We start from the raw sequence: 20853 nt of genomic DNA, 5'->3' as shown, positions 1-20853 counted from the left end.
ATAAATTTTACTAGCGAAATTGACTTCGCAAATGTTTTTTTGCACTGATCATAAGATCAGTGACCTCACACATTTGATTTGTCGAAACTTTGTTCAGTTTTCAAAGATCTACTCGATTGAATCAAGCTTCTTAAAAGCTCAATCACAACCTCAATAATTATATCAGCTTCTCAATTGCTTGTCACGTACTTTTTTCATAGTTAACAAATTTATTTTTGATTGATCCGATCAAGAATCAATCACCAGTAATTTGTCAACTCATAAAGTTTATCATCAATTTAATTAAATGTCAACAAATATTTTAAAATTTGTTTATTCATTTATTTTTATCTGTCGCAAGCGACAAGAAATATAATACCAGCATTTACCACCAAAGGTCAAGTATTTTTTTACTTTTCTGCCGAAATATTTTCTAAGGCCTCTTCAACCCACTGGTCTAACCGTTGGCTGATAGGCTTAAAGCCGGTTGAAACGCTGCAATCAGTCCAATACTTTTTATGCTGGAACCTAGCTCGTTTACGCGGTTGCGAAAAATCAAACGGTTTTTCTAGACAACGAATAGATAAAGAGATCTTGCCCGTATATAAATCGATATCGATCACCATCACTGTGACCTCTTCACCTACTTTTAAAAACTTATTAACGTCATCAACGAAACCATGGTGGCATTCAGAAATATGAATCAACCCTTGTGTCTGCTCATCCAGTGCAACAAAAGCTCCATATGGCTGAATGCCAGTTACCTGGCCGGTGATAACCTGCCCAATTCGATAATCTGACATACAATCCTCCATTTATGAAAAACTACATAATCCGTTATTTAATAACAACACTATTGATCTTAATTTCTTCAACTGGTTTATCTTGCATTCCAGTTTTAGCAGTTGCAATTTGATCAACAACGTCTAAACCTTCAATAACCTGACCAAAAACGGTATGACGATGATCTAACCATGGAGTCCCACCATTTTGATACATTTCAACGACTTCATTTGGATAGCCTGCTGCTTGCATCTGTTGGATCATGTCAGCGGGAACTTTGGTGCTTTGAACCACGAAAAATTGGCTGCCGTTAGTATTAGGACCAGCATTAGCCATCGACAATGCGCCCCGTAAGTTAAAGACTTCAGCAGAAAATTCGTCTTCAAATGGTGTACCAAAACTACTTTGTCCACCCATCCCTGTTCCGGTTGGATCGCCGCCTTGAATCATAAATTCTGGAATCACACGGTGAAAGATCGTGCCATCGTAATAGTGGTCTTCTGCCAAACTTACAAAGTTTTGGACAGTTTTTGGTGCCTGGTCTGGAAACAATTGAATTAAGATCTGTCCCTTAGTAGTATCGATCAAAGCTTTAGGGCCAGTAACTTGGCTTAGATCAGCTTGTGGATAATTCATCAAAAAACTCCTCTTCATGTTAAATAGTCAAACAAATAGCAGCTAACACCATTAATACACTGTCTCATTTAGCCAAAAATCACTAGCCAACAGCAAAGTCAGTCTGCTATTTGTTTGCTTCATCCAATAGTTACGATTATACTATAAAACTTCCAAAAATTCACTTAGAAACAAATCAACCATACTTAAGTTTAACTCAACAGACCCCCCGCCATAATTTTCTAATTTATTTTAGGGGCTATTAATGCTAGGCTAGAAAACGAGTGCTTTAACATTGAGCCATCTTTTGAATCATTTTTCCAAATAGATTCCTAACTGGCTTAAAAGAGAAAGGGGTTTATGATCAGCATGGCTGACACAGACAATTATTATGACCTAACCATCATTGGCGGCGGACCAGTGGGCATGTTTGCCGCAACTTACGCACGCATGCATATGGCAAAAACACAAATTATTGAGAGTTTAGATACTTTAGGGGGCCAAGTTTCCGCCCTATTTCCCGCAAAAACTCTCTACGATATCCCAGCTTATTACCAAACAACTGGTAAAGAACTAATTGAAAATTTAACCGAGCAAACCACCGCTTTTAAACCCGATGTTTTTTTGGGAGAAACGGTGACTTCTTTTAGCCAGACTGAACTCGGCTTTGAAATCAAGACAACTAAGCGGACTACTTATAGTAAGGCAATCATCCTTGCTTGCGGGATCGGCTCATTTGAACCACGTAAATTACGTGTTGCCAGTGCAGCACAGTTTGAAGGAACGAAGCTGCACTACTTCATTACTGACCCTAGCATCTTTGCCGGACACGACATCGCTGTGGCTGGCGGTGGAGACTCAGCCATCGATTGGGCCCTAGAACTGGCTCCCATCGCAAAGTCTGTCACGGTCATTCACCGGCGGGATAAATTCCGTGCCCTTGAGAGCAGTATGACGAAGCTCGAGCAACAAGATAACGTTAGTTTGCTAACACCTTATACGATCAAGGACTTTGCCCAAACGTCGACTGACAAATTAGCCGTTACCCTGCAAAAATCACGTGAAACGACTCAAGAGGTCTGCGACTTCGACGACCTGATCGTCAATTATGGTTTCACCTCCAGCAATAATTTGATCGAATCCTGGGGGCTAGAGATGGAACGGCATGAAATTAAAGTCAGTGAAAAACAAGCAACTTCAATGCCTGGAGTCTATGCCATTGGCGATACTGCCTATAAAGAAGGCCGACCAGCCCTGATTGCTTCTGGAATGGGCGAAGCACCAACTGCGGTCAACAACGCCCTCTTATATGTTTATCCTGACCGACGTCAACCTGCTCATAGTACGGAATTGATGCTCAAATATAAGCAATAAGTTTTACTTAAAAAAGCGGTGTAAACTGTTTTTGCACTATTTAAATCGTTATAATAATTAAATCAAACGCATAAGGAGAAAAATACAAATTGGCAACTTTGATCGATTTTGTGTTACACATTGACGACCACTTGGTGACCATCGTTAATAGTTTTGGCAACTGGTCGTACTTGATCTTATTTTTGATCATTTTTATCGAAACTGGGGCAGTGATCTTGCCCTTCTTACCAGGTGACTCGCTGCTCTTTGCTGCAGCGGCATTAGCGGCCAATCCCGACTATGGTTTAAACATCTGGATCTTTATCGCACTATTCTTATTAGCACCCATCGCTGGTGATAGTACTAACTTTATGATCGGCCATTATCTCGGGCACACGCTCAAACAAGCCCATTGGTTTCAAAAGGTCGTTAAACCAGAGTATTTTGACCAGACCGAGGAATTTTTTGAAAAGCATGGTGCGATGTCGATCACTTTGGCTCGTTTCATGCCGATCATCCGGACCTTTGCCCCCTTCATTGCGGCAGGCAGCGGGTTGAAGTACAGCAACTTCATTAAGCACAACTTAATTGGGGCACTAGCCTGGGTCCTTTTATGCTGTGGCGCTGGTTACTTCTTTGGAAACATGCCTTTTGTCAAAGAACACTTTTCCGTGATCATTATCGGGATCATCGTGATCTCTTTGATCCCAGCGATCATTGGCCTAGTCAAAGGCGGCTCTGCCAAACAAGAGGATCCAAAAAAATAGTTAACAAAAAACCGTCAGTAAATTTGGCGGTTTTTTTGTTAACTATTTTTTAATGCTTGCTTGTTTTTAAACTGCGTTTGCCGCAAATGATCAATACCATCATACTTAACAAGAATAAGACAAAGAATAAGGCAAAGCAGGCCAGAAAAAACTCATCTGGTAAGGCATCAATGATTGGATCTGTTGCAGGATCAAAAATCCAGTCATTATTACGAAATAAAACCTCATGAAATAAAATAAAAAAGCGGTCAAAGGCCAATGCCAACATGACTGAGAGGAAAATTCCCGCAGTCATCATCACCTGGCCGACTGTAATCAGCTGCCAAAGCATCCCTTGTTGCCGTAATTTTTTGAGATACCAGTAACTGCATGGTGTCCCACAGATCAAGACCACATAGTCAAGTAAAAACAACCGTTTGACATCCGCAAAATGAGTCAAGGCGTTGGCCGAACTAGGCAAACTGATCCCTAAACTATGGACCCAGGGAAAATTCAGATAATTTAACAAGTGCTGATAGTCATGCTGCAGCTGATTGTTAGTTAAGCCCACTAATTGCCCCAGGTTTTCTTGTTTGACAAATAAATAGTACAAGGGCTGAAAGTTAATGACGATTGCAATACACCACGCAATAATTGTCAGGCATAAAATGACCTTCCAATACCACCGATTGCGAAAAGCTGGCACCATCTTAAACCTCCCACTCGTCCAATGAATCAATTTGATAGGTCGGCTGACGCTCTTGTTGGGCCACGAAGTCCTTAGTTGCGACACCAGTGTAAACTAAAATCGTATCCATGCCAAAATTGAGTCCGGCCTGAATATCTGTCAGATAGTTGTCGCCGACCATCGCTACTTCACTCTTAGGCAAGCCCAACTGTGCCAGGGCTTTTTCCATAATAATCGTTTCTGGTTTCCCAATGTAAGTCGCTTTTTGCTGGGTCGCCCGTTCCACAAGTGCGATCAAGGAACCCGCACCCGGCACTAAGCCCCGTTCGTTTGGCAAGTTAGTATCGGCGTTCGTCCCAATGAACTGTGCTCCCCGCTTAATAGCCAAGGTCGCTAGTTCAAACTTATGGTAGGTCACATCATAATCGAGGCCCACGACCACGTAATCTGGCTGTTCTTCATCTACGACAAAATCCCGACCGCTGAGTGCCTGCTTTAAGCCAATTTCTCCAATCGGATAAACTGTCCGTTTAGTGGGGTCGAGGTCTGCCAGATAATCCGCTGTGGCGAGTGCTGACGTAAAAATATTTGCCGTAGTCACATGAATATCAAAGTTATCTGCTAAATTTTGGACAACTTTATCTGGGGTCTGCGTACTATTGTTAGTCACAAATAAAAAAGGGATCTCTGCCGCTTGCAAACGGTCGATCAACCGCTTGGCTGCCGGAATCTTTTCTTTTCCCCGGTACATCGTACCATCTAGATCAATCAAATATGCCTGATATTTTTTCATCGACTTTCTCTCTTTCTAGTTCGTTTTTCTCAACACTGCCAGCTTATTTTTGCCGAATTACAAAATGATGTTGGTTAGCGTGTTTATTCTGCCGTGTTTGCTTGGCAGGAGCCTTTTTCTTCCGGCGAGGATGAACAGAATATGTTTTTTCAGCAGTAAATGCCTGATTCTTTTCCTTACGTCGGCGAGGACGGCGTTTTTTACCCTTGTTTTGGTTCCGCCCCCGGTGGTTATTTGGATGCTCATTGCCATATAGTTCTTTATCCAAAGCAGCACTGGGCTTTTGCGTCTGAACATCTAGATTATGCAAGACAAAATAAGCACAGCCAAAATTACAGTATTCAAACAAGTAATCCTGCAGCCGGTCAATATTTTGTGAAGGCAGGCCCTTCTTGCTGTTGCTTTGATAAAAGCCATGCAGCCGTAACTGCTCAAAGCCCATATCACCAACAATGTAATCATATTTTGTTAAAATCTCACTAAAACGTTCTTCTAATTTTTGTACATCAAACCCGTCATGAAAATTGACGAGTAATTCATAGGGGCGCCCATCGATCGTTAACTGCTTGTCATCAGTCATCACGACTTTGCTAGCATAAGCCTGAATTGCTTCGGCTTTTTTGGCTAGCTGCGCTTCCCGTCGTTCTTTCTTTTCACTATTCACTAAAACTTCCTCCAAAAATAAAACCAGTTTTCATTATACTATACTGGAAATTTATGCGCAAAATAGTCCCCTAAAGCATCCCGCAAAAAGCGGTCACCTATATAAGAAACTTCACCTGCAATTTCCAAAGTCGGGAAAAATGGTCCATAAATAAAATTATCGACAGTCCCGATCGTATAAATTTTCTCCTGATTTAAGGGGTGACCATGCCAGAAAACTTGTTTTTCACTGGCATCATACTCAATTCCAGCGTAAACTAGATCGCCAAAAATCGTGCCCCGAAATCCATTGCCTCGAACCACCGACCGGCGCAAATGACGCCGATTTTTCTCCATTTCTCGAATCAGCCGCCATAAGTTATAACCAGTCAATCTGATCTTAACCATCCGCATCGGGTGGGGCAATAACTGATGGAGCTCATTTTTAGTCAAAACTCCCGCATTTAGGTCCCCTAAAAATAAGCCGGCGTTTAAAATAGCTGCCGAAGTATCCGTGGCTTCTTCTACTGCAGCCAAGCCCTCTTGCATCAGTTGCGAGTCTTGGACGACAGAGCCTGCGTAAGCACGCGGCAAAATAGCGACTGCTTGTTGATTCAAGATTTCTTGTCCGCGTCGCGTATAACTTGCAATTTCAGTTTGGTCGCCCGCCGCTTCCGGCAAGTCTTCAGTCGCAATTGTTTTGGCTGACTTGCTAGTCAGTTGTTGGCGGTCAGTGGAAAATTCTAACGAGACTTGTCCAGTATATCTGCCCCACTTACCAGCAGCACAGACCAAGGTTTTCCCATCGACTTCCCCGTTTTCTAACAAATGATGCGTATGGCTGCCTAAAATTACGTCAAATTCGGGGTACTTTTCAGCAATATAGCGGTCCATATCGATCCCCAAATGTGACATTAAGACTAAGACATCCACCCGTGGCCGTAACATTTTAATAACTTCCGGCAAAACTTGGTCAACATCTAATGCTTTCCAATCATTCATTTCATAGGTAGGACCAAATGGTGCAGTACAAGCCAGCAACCCGACTTTAGTATTATTTTTAGTCTTAATGATCTTAGATAGCTTGACCCACGATGGCCGCTTGTTAGTCCGTTTGTCGATTAAATTATCTAAGATCACTGGGGCTGCACTTTTTGCGTATAGATCAGCCAGTTGTTCATGGGAATTTCCGATCCCCTCATTATTACCAATCGTCACCGCATCATAGGCGACAGTATTTAACAACTCAACGTTAAATTTTCCGTCAGTTGCCTCAGTTAACGGGTGGACCCGGTCCATCGCATCACCCAAGTCGACCGTGATCACTGTTTGGCCCTGGCTTTCCAGTTCTTTTTTCGTGTGTTGCAGGTATCTTCTGACCTTTGGCCAATTTTCAAAGTGAGAATGAAAGTCATTCGTATGCAAAATTGTAATTTTATCATTCATTGTCTATTAACCTTATTTCCTTTTCTGAAAATCTATCTTCTTATTAGTGACCATTTCCATAATTTCTGCTTGTGAGAACGGTTGGCCAAATGGTCGATTTTTCACAGTTAGATAGGCATCTTCTGGGGTATCGACTCCCACATTTATGTTGGTTTGACTATTGACCGCATAATGGTGAATGTGCCCGTGTAAATTCACACTATTGACTGAGATTCCGAGCATCAACGGATAATGCGTCAAGAAAAACTGATGGTGGTCAAATTTTAAAATCAGCCCCACATCATGAAAGACAAATTTGGGCTTTTCAGTAGTTAAGGGTGTTTGGTGACGGTCCAAATATTTAAACAATGCCCGCGGATCATGATTGCCCTTGATCAAAACTAACTGTCCATTTAAACGTTCCAAGATCTCTAAGACCTGTTGGTGTCCCACGTGGTTAGAAGCAGTCTGTGCAATGTCGCCTAAATGGTAAACCACATCCTTGTCAGTTACGACCCGGTTCCAATTTTCGACGATAGTTTCGTTCATTTCTCTGGTCGTTAAAAAATCTCGGTTCGCAAAATGCAGGTCATGGGTCAAATGTTCATCAAAAAAATGCGTGTCTGCAGTAAAATAAATCATGTCTTTCGCCCCTTGCCTATCTTCTAGTATTGATTTTACACTGAATCGGTTAAGATAACAAAGCGGTTAGTTTCTGAGCGGCTCATCATCTGCATTACCGCCTGGTTCTTGCAGTTAGCAAAAAAGCTAAGTCACAGAATTGTTCTGTTGGCTTAGCTTATCCTAACTTATTTTTTTAATCCAAGTTTTTCAGCGGCGATCCACTGTTCAATTTGCGTTAAGAAACCGCCAAATTCAGCTTGGTCCTTAAAGGATGGAAAATCTCCCAGTAAGACTTGTTGCACCTGTTGTGCATTAGAGTCTTTTTTTTGCAATAACAAAATTGATTTTTGCGATTGCTTTGATGCAAATAATTCTTCTGGCAAGTTCAGCAGTCCCTGTAAGTAGCCCACTGCTTGAATCTGCTTGATCAACGACTGAGCTTCTGCACTCTCAAATAGTCCTCGTGGAATAACGAATAAACCGAACCCTCCTGGACGTAAAGCATTTAAAGCCTGTTCGATCAACAGATGGTGAACATACGAATGTCCCTCTTTGGCATGGGTCGCAAAATCTTGAACTCGTTCATCTAACGGATAATAACCAACTGGCAGGTCACTCACGACCACATCTACATTAGCCACTGGCAAGTCATCAATTGCGTCTTGGTGATATAAATCAAGATTTTGGTCTTCAAACTGGGCAGCTAAACTAGCAATTGCCAACAAGGTATCATCGTTATCAACACCAACTCCATGCAAAGACTTCCAGCCGTTCGCTTCTAAACGATTCATCACAGTCGCTAACAGGTTGCCTGTACCAACAGTAATATCTAAAAATTCCAATTTTTGGTCAGGCTGCGTTATTTTCTCCACCAAATACTCCAACAAGACCCCAATTGAATCGGGCGTCATCTGGTGGTTAGCCTGAATTTTTTCTTGACGGTATGATTTTAATAAGACTAGCTGCACGACTTGGCGGACTTCTTCTTTAGCAAATTGCCGTAAATCAATTTTTTGGTACAGTTCTGTCAGCTGTTCGACGGTCTCAGCAGTTAAATCATCCGCTTGATAAACTTCGCCGTCGCTTAACAAATCATCCGCTAAACGCACAAAAGCATCTAGGTAAGACAAATCTGTATCAGCTAAAATTAACTGGATCCCCTGTTCTAGTAATTCATAAGTTGCTTTAATTTCTTCTAACTTCAACTCGTTCACCTCAATTATCTTCTAATAATTCAGTGTACCTATCGTCCGCTAGAATTTCAAGTCTAACTCTCTTGGTTGGGCCTTAAAACAAGCCAATTTTTATTCTGGGTCAACCGGAAAAGTATATTTTTTCTGGTTGTTTAAAGTAACTATCCACTTTTCTCCAGTGCGTTTAACAACCCCCAAATTAAACTGTAAACTCTTTTTTTCAGGTAAGTGAGCCGCTAACGCCAAATTTTTCATCGTCTGTGCTTCATTTTGTTGAATGATATCCTGATAGGTCAACGCTGACAGCCGATAATTGGTCAACTGTCCTGCCACTAAAACTCCCAAGACTAATAAAAAGGCCAGTCCAGAAAAAAGCAGGTTACCTGCCACTTTTTTGTGCATCTTGTTCCTCCTGTTTGATCGGACTAAGAGTGATTTTTTCCCGATAAGTGACTCCATGCAACGTTAACACCAATTTTAAATTCGGCGGTTTAAAACTTAGCTCCCCTGCTTTAACATCATACAGTATCGGCATAAAGCCTTGACTTTGTCCCCGCATGACTAACCGTTCCCCATTTAAAGCCAATGAATAATTTAATTTTTTGGTTGGACTATAAAATAACAACCGCGAGCCTTGCTTAGGAATGTAATGAAGGTCTAATTCACTAGACTGCAGTGTGGCAACGGCGGAGCGGACTTGAAAACGGTCTGCCCGGCGAACTGTCCGCAATTCCATTTGACGGTTAGACAAAAAATTAGTTAGTAAAATTAATGACAATACACTGATCACTAGTCCGGCCATGACCTCCACCAGTGTGAAGCCATCTGCTTTACCGTTTAATTTCGACCGTAATTTTTTCTGTTCCATCATGCACCTCGATTTTTGCTGGCGGCTGCTGATCAGGGTGACTTAGCACTGCTTGGCTTCGACTTAACAACTGACTGGCAAGTTCCGCCCTCTTGGCTAAATGCTGTTCCTGGCGGCTGGCCCGAATATCGATCGCGCAGTACGTCAAACTCAGTAAAGCAACCAGCCATAAGGTCACCACTGCCTCCGCTAAAATAAAGCCTGGACTACCTGGCCGTTTTTTCAATGCGATACTGCCCCCCATAGCCTAACTGAAAGATCACTGCATAATTTTGATGGTCTAAATCCGAATAGAACGTAATTCTTTGCGGCTGCGTCCCCCCGTTTTGATAAAGATTTTCGTCCAGCTTTCCACCAGTTAGATGCAAAGTTTTAGGAACCGCCAAAGCCTGTTTTTTCTGCGCATTACTCGCTGAACAAAAGTACAACGAGTCCCCCAAAAACTGCACTAAACCAGCATCGTGCCGCACGCGAGTTTCAATCACCAAACTGGTCCAGTTTTGCCGAAAGTTCCGCCAAAATAGCACCTCTGCCAGTTTCTGTCGTGAAAATGCTGCCGGAAACAGCTGCAAACCGCATAGTGCCACTACCAGCGCTAAAACTACGATCACTTCAACCAATGAAAAGCCGGCCGTGTGGGCTTTTTTCTTAATCATCACCCTTACCAATCTCTAAGCCTTCTTTTTCAATTTGCTTGAGTTGACCTTGGTTTAAATAGCCTTCACTTTTCAATTCATCCAGTGTGACCTTCGTGGAATTATCCAGGTTATGTTCGTTACGATACAATTCGACCTGCGAATTTAATTCCGTCTGTAAGGCCTGATCATTGATGGTGATCGCCCGTCCCCTTTGTTTACTGACATTTGGGACCACGATCAAAATCAACAAACTAATAATAAACAGTACGATCGCCATTTCAACTAAGGTAAATCCAGCTGCTTTTTTCTTTTTCATTTTAATAGATCCCTTCAATGCTTGAATAAATTGGTAACAAAATCGCCAAGTAGGTGCCAATGATCACCCCTGCGATCACTAAAAATAACACCGGCTGGATCCACGTTAAGAGCCGTTCTGATTCTCGCACTAAGTTCTGGTAGGAATGGTGGGCAAATAAGGCCAACTCCTGACTCAGTTCCGTTTTTGTATCTCCGCTGGTTAAAAAGAATAATAACTCTTGGGGGATAAACGGGTACTGGCGCACAAATCCGCTTAGCTCATGACCTTGGTCCAAGGACTGCGCTAACTGGCAGCCTAATTGATAATACAAGGACTGCGGCTTAAATTCTTGCAGATAACAACACACTTGGTGAACATCTAATCCGCAGCGCAATAACAACGACAAATTAAACGAGATCAAATAGGCACTATACAGCCGATATAGCCGGCCAACTAGAGGTAATTGTGCATACCAAATATGCCGGTTCAAGGTCTTTTGCCGGTACCACCAGTATCCAACCTTCAGCGCATAAATTAAGCAAGCTGCTAATAACAATTTCCAGCCCCATGACACGACTTGGCTCCAATCCACGGCCACTTTTTGCTGGTCATTTTCAGCCAAGCCTTGCGAAAATTCAGTCAGTTTAGGAAGCAGCCAAATCTTGATCGACCCGCATAAGCCACCCAGTAAAACAAACAACATTGCAGGATACAACAACAACCCCCGTAACTTCTGCAGCTGCTCATCTACCCCAAATAAAAAATGCCCTAATTCTTGAATACAGTCTTCCACGCTGCCATGCTGCTCCGCAATTTTTAACTGAAAAAAAGTAGTTTGTGACAGCCAAGGTTGAAGCGTCTGGCTGAGCGTATGCCCCTGTTCGAGTTGGAGTAGGATCTGTTGGCTTTTGACCGCACTTAACTGGTGATTTGCCTGCAAGTTTATCAAACTTTTTTTCAAAGAAAAACCCGCCTGCATCATTTCGGCTAAGGATGAAAAAAAGACCGCTTGTTGTTTTAAGCTGAGTTTTTCTTTACCCCAGTGCATATTTAGCTTGGGTCGCGGCCGTGATCTGCCCTTGCTGAAAACAAATTGCCAAGTTTTTTGCCCACTCATCTGTCATTTTCCCCCGCTTTTTTTGCTTGATCTGTGCCCAAGAAGTCTCGTCCAATGATAATAAATCAAACAGGACCTTTTGTTGGTCTGTCGTCGTTTCTATCAGCCGCTGGTAAGATACCAGTTGAACTGTTTGGTCCAAATCAGCAGGAGACACCCCCAAATTTAACAACCGTAAAAATACCCCATAAACATTTTGGGCATGGACAGTACTCAAGACCAAATGGCCGCTTAAAGCTGCTTTGACTGCAATTGCTGCCGTTTGTTCATTTCTGATCTCGCCAATGACAAAAACGTCCGGATGCAACCGCAAAGCAGCGGTCAACAGACTTTCATAAGACATCTGTGCTTGATCATTAACCTGTAACTGTAAAAAATGGGGTTCATAAATCTCGACTGGATCTTCAATTGTCATTACGAGCTTGTCCCCCAGCTGCTTGGCAAAATGATACATAGCCGTCGTCTTCCCTGACCCCATCGGCCCTGCAAATAAAACCAAGCCCCGCTTGTAACACGCTGCCAGGATCTGCTGAAACTGTTCCTGAAAAAAATAACCATTATTGGTAGCATTTTGCTGGTAGATCAGCCGAATCACCACTGATTCTTGGTCAAGGAACGTTCCCACTGAGGCCAGGCGACAAAAAACAGTTGTTGCTTCAGTTTGATAGGTCCACGCCCCTAACTGTGGCCGGCGCCGTTCACTGAGACTCATATCAGCCTTAAATTTGAAAAAATTGACCATTTGTCGAGCCTTAGCTTGCGATAACTTTTGATAACTATGAAACTCACCGGCATAACTCAGACTAATTTCATAGTCATCCTGGCGTGGCAGCAAGTAAATGTCGCTGGCGTGCCTTTTAATTGCAGCTGCAAAAAGCTGCGTAATTTCTTCATTCATATTTGACCTCCTCACTAATAGATACGCAAAAAATCGTGATTTTGGTTTTCAAATTGCAAAAAAGTTTAAAAAATCACAGAGCGGAGTGAAGCGTTTAAGAGACGAGCATGATCGTGACCCAACCTTGAATGCGTTTTTGGTATTGGAGGTTGAGGCAGGATAAGCGGAATCTCTTGCTTCACGGAGCTCGACTAAAATCACAGAGCGGAGTGAAACGATTAGAAAGCGAGCACGATCGGAACCTAGGAGCTAATGCGGTTTCGGCATTGGTTCCTGGGTTTAGATCGGCGGAACTTTCTGTTTCACGGAGCTCGACTAATATCACAGAGCGGAGTGAAGCGATTAGAAAGCGAGCCCGATTGGAACCTAGGAGCTAATGCGGTTTCGGCATTTGTTCCTGGGTTTAGATCGGCGGAACTTTCTGTTTCACGGAGCTCGACTAAATCACAGAGCGGAGTGAAGCGTTTAAGAGACGAGCATGATCGTGACCCAACCTTTAATGCGTTTTTGGCATTGAAGGTTGAGGCAAGATAAGCGGAATCTCTTGCTTCACGGAGCTCGACTAAATTACAGAACGCATCGAACAGCAAAGTTGTGCTGCGCTCTTTAAAAAATGTCGAGCACGCAAAAAAAGCCGCAACCTTCACGGCTACGACTTTTATCTTATTATTCGTCCTAGAATTCAGCTGAAGTATAAACTTCAGAAACGTCTTCTTCGTCTTCCAAATGATCGATCAAGCGTTGAACTTTTTCAACCTTGTCTTCTGGAACTTCAACTGTTGTCTTAGGAACCATCGTTAGTTCTGCACTAGCGAGTTCATATTTTTGTTGCAAAGCATCCCGCACTTCTGGGAATGATTTTGGATCTGTGTAAATTTCAAAGACTTCATCTTCAGTCTGCAGGTCATCGCCACCAGCTTCGATGACGTCTTCAAACATTTGATCTTCGTCTACGTCTAGGTCTTCACGCAAGATCGCAATATAACCCTTACGATCGAACATGAAACTAACTGAACCAGTTTCTCCCAAACTTCCACCATTATGACTGAAATCAGCACGCACTGCAGAAGCAGTCCGGTTACGGTTATCAGTTAAAGTATGCACCAAAACAGCGACCCCTGCTGGTCCATAACCTTCATAAGTGATTTCTTCATAATCGGCACCATTAGCGCCACTAGCTTTATCAATTGCACGTTTAACATTGTCTTTTGGCATGTTAGCACTGCGGGCTTTATCCATCATCAGGCGCAATTGTGGGTTAGAGTCTGGGTCAGGACCGCCACTCTTTGCAGCCATATATAGTTCTCGTGATATTTTTTGGAAAATTTTCCCACGCTTTGCATCTTGGGCGTTCTTACGTCCTTGGATGTTATGCCATTTTGAATGTCCTGACATTTCATATACCTCTTTCCGAAAATTTATTTCTGTACGGCGTTTGCCATAATAAATACTACCAAATCATGGGGGTTAACGCAAATTTTTTTGTTAAACAGCAAAAAAGCGCCACCCTGAGGTGAACGCTTTTAACTAGATTATTTAGTTGAACCACGCTTGATGAAACCATATGGTAATTCAATCGTCTTTTGTGGTGATTCTTCTTTATTCATCATCTTCGTCAAGAACCGCATAGAAACCGCACCAATATCATACAAAGGTTGCGTGATCGATGAAAGTTTTGGCCGAACGATCTCAGTTAACTTAGAGTTGTTGCTTGTAACAACTTCAAAGTCTTCTGGAACCTTAGCACCAGCATCGCGGGCGCCGTTCAAAACACCAGCAGCTAATTCATCATCTACTACAAAAGCAGCAGTAGCATGAGCTGAGGCTAAAGCTGGCCACAAAACTTCACCTGAACGGTAACGGTAGTCAGTTTCAAAGACTAAGTTTGGATCATAGTCAATGTTGTTTTTAGCCAAGATATTCTTGTAACCTTGCAAACGATATTCGCCGTTAATTGGGTCAGACAATGGCCCAGAAACAAAGGCGATCCGCTTATTACCATGGTTAATTAAGTTGCTGACAGCCCCTTCTACGGCTTCAACATAGTTGATATGCACACTTTCAACTTCATTTTTTTGGTCAACAGAACCGGCCAACACGATTGGTGTCTTTGCCCGTTTGAATTGTGCCCGTAATTCATCAGTCAAGTTATGACCCATGAAAATAATTCCATCAACTTGTTTAGCTAACAAAGTATTCAAAACTTGAATTTCTTTTTGATGGTTACCATCGGAGTTCGCTAAAATAATGTTGTACTTATACATGCTTGCGACGTCGTCGATCCCGCGGGCTAAGGATGAAAAGTAAACATTAGTTACATCAGGAGTGATGACCCCAACAGTTGTTGTTTTCTTGCTTGCTAACCCTTGTGCCACAGCGTTTGGACGATAATCTAACCGGTCAATAACTTCTAAGACCTTTTTCCGTGTGGTTGGTTTAACATTGGGATTGCCATTCACTACACGAGAAACTGTTGCCATTGAAACGCCGGCTTCTTTAGCAACTGTGGAAATCGTAACTGTTTTCTCTTCTCTAGAATCCATAAGATAATTACCCTTTCTGACTTTTAAATTTAATTAGTTTTCATTTAGCTTTCAAATAACAACATCTAATTTAACAGACTTTCAGTAAAAATGCAAGCGTTTTAAGAAAAAACAGTCGTTAATTTTCATTAAGTTTTCAAAGCCATTTTCTAAATCTTAAAAGTCGATTGTGTTATAATATCAATGTTAATCTAAAAAAAGGAGCGATTCTATGTCTCATATCAATTCTGTTCAAAAATGGCTGGCAGACAATAACTATGATATTGCCTATGTCAGTGATTTCATGGACATCCAATATTTCACTGGTTTTTCAAGTGATCCGATCGAACGTGTTTTAGCGCTCTTTATCTTCCCTGATAAAGATCCCTTTATTTTTGCTCCAGCTTTAGAAGTTGAAGCTGTCAAAGAAACTGGCTGGAAATACCCAGTTTTCGGTTACCTTGACCATGAAGATCCATTTGCTCTAATTCACGACCACATCGTTGAATTAGCGGGTACCCCACAAAAATGGGCAATTGAAAAAACTAACTTGACGGTTGAAAAATACGCAAGTTTGCAAAAACAATTCCCAGCAGCTGAATTTACTGGCAACTTAACACCATTTGTTGAACAATTAAAATTGATCAAAACACCAGAAGAAATCAAGACTTTGGAAATCGCTGGTGATTGGGCAGATAAAGCTTTTGAAATTGGCTTTAACGCTCTTTCAAAAGGCAGAACTGAACAAGAAGTCGTCGCTGAGATCGAATACCAGCTTAAATTAGCTGGCATCATGCAAATGAGTTTCGAAACAATGGTCCAAACTGGTGCCAATGCTGCCGAAGCCCATGGCGGTCCTCGCAAAGAGCTGATCGAACCTAACAAGCTTTGTCTCTTTGACCTTGGTGTCATTTACAACGGCTACATTTCTGATGCAACTAGAACTGTAGCGTTTGGTGAAGTTAGCCAACACGCTAAAGATGTTTACAATGTTTGTCTGGAAGCCAACTTAACGGCACAAGCTGCTGCTAAACCTGGGATCACAGCTGCTGAACTCGACAAAATCGCCCGTGACATCATCGATAAAGCTGGCTATGGTGAATACTTCACCCATCGCTTAGGCCACGGGATGGGCCAAAGTGAACACGAATTTCCATCAATCATGGCTGGTAACGACTTAGTCTTACAACCAGGCATGTGCTTCTCCATTGAACCTGGGATCTACATTCCTGGTGATGTTGGTGTTCGGATCGAAGACTGTGTCCACATTACAGAAGACGGTTGTCTACCATTTACCCATACATCTAAAGAATTAACAGTTATTCCAGTTAAATAATCTCACTTGGTGTTGCCAGAAAATTTGGCAGCACCTTTTTTGTCTCCAGCTAAACTCCTGAATATACAAAAAAGCCACCCATGACAGGTGACTTTTTTAGCAACAAAGGCCGCTAAACCGAAGTCTAACAGCCTTTTAAGAAATCTAGGTTTAACTAATTATTGTGTGGATAAAATTTTTCTGTTGGTCGAACATCTTCTTGTTCAGCCGTTTGTTTAGCCTTACTAAAAGCAGAACGGTGGTCGATCACAATGTCACCATCCATGACATCCGCATCATCTTCAATACTTTCCCGGGCTGAATCTAAGTGCCCTTTCAGCTTAGAAGTTGAATCTTTTAAGGAAGCTAATGCATTTTGTGCGTTCAAAGCAGCTTTGCTTTCTAACATAGTTGCTTTATCGCGACCACTGGCTAAGGTATCGTCTAACTTAACCGCCAATTGGTCTTGTTGTGAAGCACTCAAACGTTGCCAATAAACGTAGCCCGCTGCGATGGCAGACAGACCAACGCCGAATCCAATCAGAAAACTTTTTTTCATAATTAGATTTCCTCCTTATTTTTCTTAGCCTTTCTACCTTTAACCATATCAAACATCTTCTTACCAACTGCAGCGATTGATGACAGCTTTGAGAAATTACCAACTGTCTTAGTAGATGATGCTACTTTTTGGGCTGCACCCTTGCCTGCTGCATTTAAGTCAGAAACACTTTCACTTAAATCAGCAACAGCTGTAAATAATGGGTCAATTGTTTTGACCTTACCATTCACATCTTCCATTAAGTCATTTACTTTATCAAGCAAATCGTTAACTTGGTTCAATGAATCATTGGCATCTTGTGTTAAGGTGTTCACTGTCTGGTTAACTTCAGTCAGTGTCTTTACCAAAGTCACCAAAACGCGACATAAGTAAATCACCAAAATCAAAAATGCGATTGCAGCGACCATCCCTGCAATTTGTCCAAAAGTAATATCCATAATCATTTCCTCCTAAATAAAATCAATAAAAAAATAGCAGGCGTGTGTTCAACTGGTGCTAAAACATCAATGTTCGCAAAAGTTAATTGACACCTCATACTACTTTTTAAAGAATTCTTATTGTTTCAAGAATATCATTAGAACCGCCAAACTGCAAGCAAACTCACTTTTTTTAACCGAAAAAAGTCTCTGGTTTTTCCTTCAGCCAATTAGCTCTATTGTGTCCTTTTGTCAGAATTTAACTGAAAATTTACTGTAAATTCTCGCAATACCACCGTCTTTTTTGCTAGAATAAAAGGTAAAGTTAAGTAAGGAAGTGACTAATTTGGATTTTGCTCAGATTTTTTTAGCTGCGGCAGTCAAAAAACAACCCAACTTAAATCCTAACATCTTCAAACGTTACGTAGAAAATTTTGACTGGGATCAAACAATTAGTTCCCTGTTGGAAAAAGTAGGTTCCTTTCTACTGATCAGTGTGCTCTTTTTGATCGTCCACTCTGTCGGAAAAAAGCTGATTCGCCAGGCATTTGAAAGACAAGTCAAGCATCAAAATACCCACCTTTCCAAAAATCGAAAGGCCACGATTTATACCTTATCGCTAAACATTTTCCACTATGCGGTCCTGTTCTTTTACATTTATGCCGTTTTATCACTGCTAGGGATTCCAGTCGGGACCCTGATCGCTGGCGCTGGTATTTTCAGTATCGCTTTAGGACTAGGTGCCCAAGGCTTTGTTACTGACATCGTGACTGGCTTTTTCATCTTATTAGAAGAACAATTTTCTGTGGGTGAGTACGTTAAGCTTGGTGAAGTGCAAGGTACGATCCATGCGATCGGATTGCGGACGACTCAAATCCTAGGTGACGATGGGACCCTGCATTTTATCCCGAACCGCAGTATTACCGTCGTCAGCAACTTTTCTCGGAACGATATGCGCGCTTTGATCGACGTTAGGATCGACCCTAATAAAGATCTGCATGAGATGCAAAAAATCATTGCCCATGTTAACCAGGAGTTAGCTCCACAGTATGACGAGATTACTATCCCGCCCAAAATCTTGGGCGCAGTCGATCCTGGCAATGGGACTCTAGTCTTGCGGGTCACAATTTATACCAAAAACGGTGCCCAGTCACCGATCCAGCGTGATTTCTTAGCTGCTTACTTAGAGGCACTAACCCAGGCTGGTTTCGATATCCCAACTATACCAATTAATTTGAACTAAAATACTAGTTAATTTAGCGGGGATTTTATCTGAAATTACGTCCCTTTTTTCTGACGTTTTCATAATTAAACTTGCAAAATAGCCGTAACCAGGTTTTCACTGGTTACGGCTATTTGTTAGTTACTTTATTTATTTTCTGCCTGTGCGGCCGCTAGCGGTTCGATTTCATAGAAATCACCAATTTCATGGGCCATGTGGTTCACACTTTTCAGCAGTTCACGACGCGTGATGATCCCCGTAAAAACACCCTCTTCATCGGTCACGACGACAAAGTTTTCATCCACCAAAATGTGTAAAATATCCTCTAACTTAAAGGGTGGCTGAACCGTCTTCACGTCCGTTTCCATCACGTCGGCTACGGTTGCTCGTGATAACTTGCTGGGGTCGATGCCGTTTAAGCCTAACATTGTTTCTGTAATCATTGATAGAGATAATAAGCCCTTAAAATGCTGCTTACTATCTAAGACTGGGATCTTGGCATACCGAATTTTGGTTAAAACCAAAAAGGCATGCTCCAAGTTATTGTTCTCCAGGACATTAGCAACTAACTCAGCCGGGATCATAAATTTATCTTTCCGCTGTTCCATTAGTTGTTCAACAGCTTTCGCTATCATTCAAATTACCTCCTTGAATTACGACCACTAATTATATTTTATTAGATTCTTCCCAAAGTACAAGCGATAACCATCAAACTTGAGAGAAACGCAAAAACTTTGGCCCAAAAAAAAGCTCCAGTCTTGTAAACACAAAACCGGAGCATTCTCTTAACTAAAATTAAAGCCGAGCATTTAATTCTTTAGTTAATTCTTCATAACCAGGGCGTCCAAGTAAGGCAAACATGTTCTTCTTGTATGCTTCAACACCTGGTTGGTTGAACGGGTTGATACCATTCAAGTAGCCAGAAATACCAACAGCAATTTCGAAGAAGTAAATCATGTAGCCTAAGGTGAATTCTGTTTGGTCAGGGATATCAACGATCATGTTAGGAACATTACCATCGGTATGTGCCAAAACTACGCCTTGTAAAGCTTTACCGTTAACAAAATTCATATCCTTGCCGCTCAAGTATTCAAGACCGTCAAGATTTTCTTTGTCTGCAGGGATCGTCGTATTACCTTGTGGTTTAGCCACGCGAATGACTGTTTCCATCAAGTTCCGGCGACCTTCTTGGATATATTGACCCAAGGAATGCAAATCAGTTGAGAAGTTAGCTGAAGAAGGATAGATACCCTTTTCGTTCTTACCTTCTGATTCACCCATCAATTGCTTCCACCATTCGGAGAAGTATTGTAATGATGGTTCATAGTTTTCCAAGATTTCAGTTGTGTAGCCTTTACGGTATAAAATGTTCCGCAAAGCAGCGTATTGATAAGCTTGGTTTTCTTTCAAATCAGCATTATTAAAGTCCTTGCGGGCAGCTGCGGCACCAGCCATCAATTGATCGATGTCAGCACCAGAAGCAGCGATCGGCAATAAACCAACAGGAGTCAAAACTGAGAAACGTCCACCGACGCTGTCTGGGATTACAAATGTTTCATAACCAGCTGCGTCTGCTTCTGTCTTCAAAGCACCACGGGCACGGTCTGTTGTAGCGTAGATCCGTTCATTTGCACCTTGAACACCATATTTTTTGACCAGTTTTTCTTTAAAGACCCGGAAAGCAATTGAAGGTTCTGTTGTTGTTCCAGATTTAGAAATAACATTTACAGAAAAGTCACGGTCGCCGATGAGATCAACTAATTGTTGCAAGTATGAACCTGAAATTGAGTTACCAGCGAAAAAGATCTGTGGTGCATTTCTTTGTTCTGCAGGTAATAAGTTGAAAAATGAGTTATGCAAGAATTCAATCGCGGCACGAGCACCTAAATATGAACCGCCAATTCCGATCACAACTAACACTTCAGAGTCTGACTGAATTTTCTTTGCGGCGTCTTTGATCCGTGCAAATTCATCCTTGTCGAAGTCTTCTGGTAAATCAACGAAACCGGTAAAGTCATTTCCTGCACCAGTACCTTCGCGAAGTTCTGTATCAGCAGCAGTTACTAAAGCCTGCATTTCTCCTAATTCGTTAGCGTGCACGAACTTTTCTAAATTAGAGCTGTCAAATGAAATATGTGTCATTTTGAAATCTCCTTACT

Annotated in this window: 25 protein-coding genes; 4 read left to right on the top strand and 21 right to left on the bottom strand. The window is 41.9% G+C overall.

What is annotated here, in order from left to right; genetic code table 11:
• Nucleotides 1–389 precede the first annotated feature (389 nt).
• Both LPAF129_RS02780 and LPAF129_RS02775 read right to left on the bottom strand, forming a co-directional pair.
• Nucleotides 390–782, bottom strand: coding sequence for a CvfD/Ygs/GSP13 family RNA-binding post-transcriptional regulator (locus LPAF129_RS02780; RefSeq protein WP_244054633.1), 393 nt, complete (start codon nt 780–782; stop codon nt 390–392).
• A gap of 34 nt (nt 783–816) precedes the next feature.
• Entirely contained in the window at nt 817–1398 is a 582-nt protein-coding gene (locus LPAF129_RS02775) for a peptidylprolyl isomerase (RefSeq protein WP_244054632.1), read from the bottom strand.
• Between the two features lie 348 nt (nt 1399–1746).
• Here LPAF129_RS02775 and LPAF129_RS02770 point away from each other — a divergent pair, with 348 nt between their 5' ends.
• Both LPAF129_RS02770 and LPAF129_RS02765 read left to right on the top strand, forming a co-directional pair.
• A complete protein-coding gene (locus LPAF129_RS02770; protein ID WP_244054631.1) occupies nt 1747–2751 on the top strand; it encodes an NAD(P)/FAD-dependent oxidoreductase in 1005 nt (334 codons plus the stop codon).
• Nucleotides 2752–2840: 89 nt separating this feature from the next.
• Nucleotides 2841–3497, top strand: coding sequence for a VTT domain-containing protein (locus LPAF129_RS02765; RefSeq protein ID WP_244054630.1), 657 nt, complete (start codon nt 2841–2843; stop codon nt 3495–3497).
• Between the two features lie 49 nt (nt 3498–3546).
• Here LPAF129_RS02765 and LPAF129_RS02760 read toward each other — a convergent pair whose 3' ends face one another.
• The 15 genes from LPAF129_RS02760 to ccpA all read right to left on the bottom strand — a co-directional run bounded on the left by LPAF129_RS02760 (nt 3547) and on the right by ccpA (nt 15203).
• Nucleotides 3547–4185, bottom strand: a complete 639-nt coding sequence (locus LPAF129_RS02760) for a TIGR01906 family membrane protein (protein ID WP_244054629.1) — start codon at nt 4183–4185, stop codon at nt 3547–3549.
• 1 nt (nt 4186) lies between these two features.
• On the bottom strand, nt 4187–4957 hold the full coding sequence (locus tag LPAF129_RS02755) for a TIGR01457 family HAD-type hydrolase (protein WP_244054628.1): 771 nt from the start codon (nt 4955–4957) through the stop codon (nt 4187–4189).
• A gap of 43 nt (nt 4958–5000) precedes the next feature.
• Nucleotides 5001–5621 (bottom strand): YutD family protein, encoded by a 621-nt coding sequence (locus tag LPAF129_RS02750; protein ID WP_244054627.1) that lies wholly within the window; start codon nt 5619–5621, stop codon nt 5001–5003.
• A gap of 38 nt (nt 5622–5659) precedes the next feature.
• On the bottom strand, nt 5660–7045 hold the full coding sequence (locus LPAF129_RS02745; protein WP_244054626.1) for a bifunctional metallophosphatase/5'-nucleotidase: 1386 nt from the start codon (nt 7043–7045) through the stop codon (nt 5660–5662).
• 12 nt (nt 7046–7057) lie between these two features.
• Nucleotides 7058–7666 (bottom strand): metallophosphoesterase, encoded by a 609-nt coding sequence (locus LPAF129_RS02740; RefSeq protein WP_244054625.1) that lies wholly within the window; start codon nt 7664–7666, stop codon nt 7058–7060.
• Between the two features lie 167 nt (nt 7667–7833).
• The gene (locus LPAF129_RS02735) at nt 7834–8862 is read right to left on the bottom strand and encodes a class I SAM-dependent methyltransferase (protein ID WP_244054624.1); all 1029 of its coding nucleotides are present in this window, start codon (nt 8860–8862) and stop codon (nt 7834–7836) included.
• A 90-nt stretch (nt 8863–8952) separates the two neighbouring features.
• Nucleotides 8953–9243, bottom strand: a complete 291-nt coding sequence (locus LPAF129_RS02730) for a hypothetical protein (RefSeq protein ID WP_244054623.1) — start codon at nt 9241–9243, stop codon at nt 8953–8955.
• On the bottom strand, nt 9221–9709 hold the full coding sequence (locus LPAF129_RS02725; protein WP_244054622.1) for a prepilin-type N-terminal cleavage/methylation domain-containing protein: 489 nt from the start codon (nt 9707–9709) through the stop codon (nt 9221–9223). The genes LPAF129_RS02730 and LPAF129_RS02725 overlap by 23 nt, the downstream gene beginning before the upstream one ends.
• Nucleotides 9672–9935: a hypothetical protein gene (locus LPAF129_RS02720; protein WP_244054621.1), complete on the bottom strand. Its 264-nt coding sequence runs from the start codon at nt 9933–9935 to the stop codon at nt 9672–9674. Before LPAF129_RS02720 ends, LPAF129_RS02725 begins: the two co-directional genes overlap by 38 nt.
• Nucleotides 9916–10365, bottom strand: a complete 450-nt coding sequence (locus tag LPAF129_RS02715; RefSeq protein ID WP_244054620.1) for a prepilin-type N-terminal cleavage/methylation domain-containing protein — start codon at nt 10363–10365, stop codon at nt 9916–9918. The genes LPAF129_RS02720 and LPAF129_RS02715 overlap by 20 nt, the downstream gene beginning before the upstream one ends.
• Complete coding sequence (gene comGC, locus LPAF129_RS02710) at nt 10358–10663, bottom strand: competence type IV pilus major pilin ComGC (RefSeq protein WP_244054619.1); 306 nt, start codon at nt 10661–10663, stop codon at nt 10358–10360. The genes LPAF129_RS02715 and comGC overlap by 8 nt, the downstream gene beginning before the upstream one ends.
• A 1-nt stretch (nt 10664) precedes the next feature.
• A complete protein-coding gene (gene comGB, locus LPAF129_RS02705) occupies nt 10665–11693 on the bottom strand; it encodes a competence type IV pilus assembly protein ComGB (RefSeq protein WP_244054618.1) in 1029 nt (342 codons plus the stop codon).
• Nucleotides 11680–12660 (bottom strand): competence type IV pilus ATPase ComGA, encoded by a 981-nt coding sequence (gene comGA / locus LPAF129_RS02700; RefSeq protein WP_244054617.1) that lies wholly within the window; start codon nt 12658–12660, stop codon nt 11680–11682. The genes comGB and comGA overlap by 14 nt, the downstream gene beginning before the upstream one ends.
• Nucleotides 12661–13335: 675 nt before the next feature.
• Nucleotides 13336–14055: a YebC/PmpR family DNA-binding transcriptional regulator gene (locus tag LPAF129_RS02695; RefSeq protein ID WP_244054616.1), complete on the bottom strand. Its 720-nt coding sequence runs from the start codon at nt 14053–14055 to the stop codon at nt 13336–13338.
• A 137-nt stretch (nt 14056–14192) separates the two neighbouring features.
• Nucleotides 14193–15203 (bottom strand): catabolite control protein A, encoded by a 1011-nt coding sequence (gene ccpA / locus LPAF129_RS02690; protein ID WP_244054615.1) that lies wholly within the window; start codon nt 15201–15203, stop codon nt 14193–14195.
• A gap of 211 nt (nt 15204–15414) precedes the next feature.
• Here ccpA and LPAF129_RS02685 point away from each other — a divergent pair, with 211 nt between their 5' ends.
• The gene (locus LPAF129_RS02685) at nt 15415–16518 is read left to right on the top strand and encodes an aminopeptidase P family protein (RefSeq protein WP_244054614.1); all 1104 of its coding nucleotides are present in this window, start codon (nt 15415–15417) and stop codon (nt 16516–16518) included.
• A gap of 154 nt (nt 16519–16672) precedes the next feature.
• Here LPAF129_RS02685 and LPAF129_RS02680 read toward each other — a convergent pair whose 3' ends face one another.
• Entirely contained in the window at nt 16673–17056 is a 384-nt protein-coding gene (locus LPAF129_RS02680) for a hypothetical protein (RefSeq protein ID WP_244054613.1), read from the bottom strand.
• Between the two features lie 2 nt (nt 17057–17058).
• Nucleotides 17059–17493 (bottom strand): DUF948 domain-containing protein, encoded by a 435-nt coding sequence (locus LPAF129_RS02675; RefSeq protein WP_244054612.1) that lies wholly within the window; start codon nt 17491–17493, stop codon nt 17059–17061.
• A gap of 325 nt (nt 17494–17818) precedes the next feature.
• Here LPAF129_RS02675 and LPAF129_RS02670 point away from each other — a divergent pair, with 325 nt between their 5' ends.
• Entirely contained in the window at nt 17819–18715 is an 897-nt protein-coding gene (locus tag LPAF129_RS02670; RefSeq protein ID WP_373875026.1) for a mechanosensitive ion channel family protein, read from the top strand.
• Nucleotides 18716–18840: 125 nt separating this feature from the next.
• Here the strand turns inward: LPAF129_RS02670 and cbpB are convergent, their stop codons facing one another.
• Together cbpB and LPAF129_RS02660 are read right to left on the bottom strand one after the other, a co-directional pair.
• Nucleotides 18841–19329: a cyclic-di-AMP-binding protein CbpB gene (gene cbpB, locus LPAF129_RS02665; RefSeq protein ID WP_244054611.1), complete on the bottom strand. Its 489-nt coding sequence runs from the start codon at nt 19327–19329 to the stop codon at nt 18841–18843.
• Between the two features lie 160 nt (nt 19330–19489).
• Nucleotides 19490–20836, bottom strand: a complete 1347-nt coding sequence (locus LPAF129_RS02660) for a glucose-6-phosphate isomerase (protein ID WP_244054610.1) — start codon at nt 20834–20836, stop codon at nt 19490–19492.
• Nucleotides 20837–20853: the final 17 nt, after the last annotated feature.

The organism is Ligilactobacillus pabuli, from assembly GCF_022836475.1.
GTDB classification, from domain to species: Bacteria; Bacillota; Bacilli; order Lactobacillales; family Lactobacillaceae; genus Ligilactobacillus; species Ligilactobacillus pabuli.
This window is presented reverse-complemented; position numbering and strand designations above follow the sequence as displayed.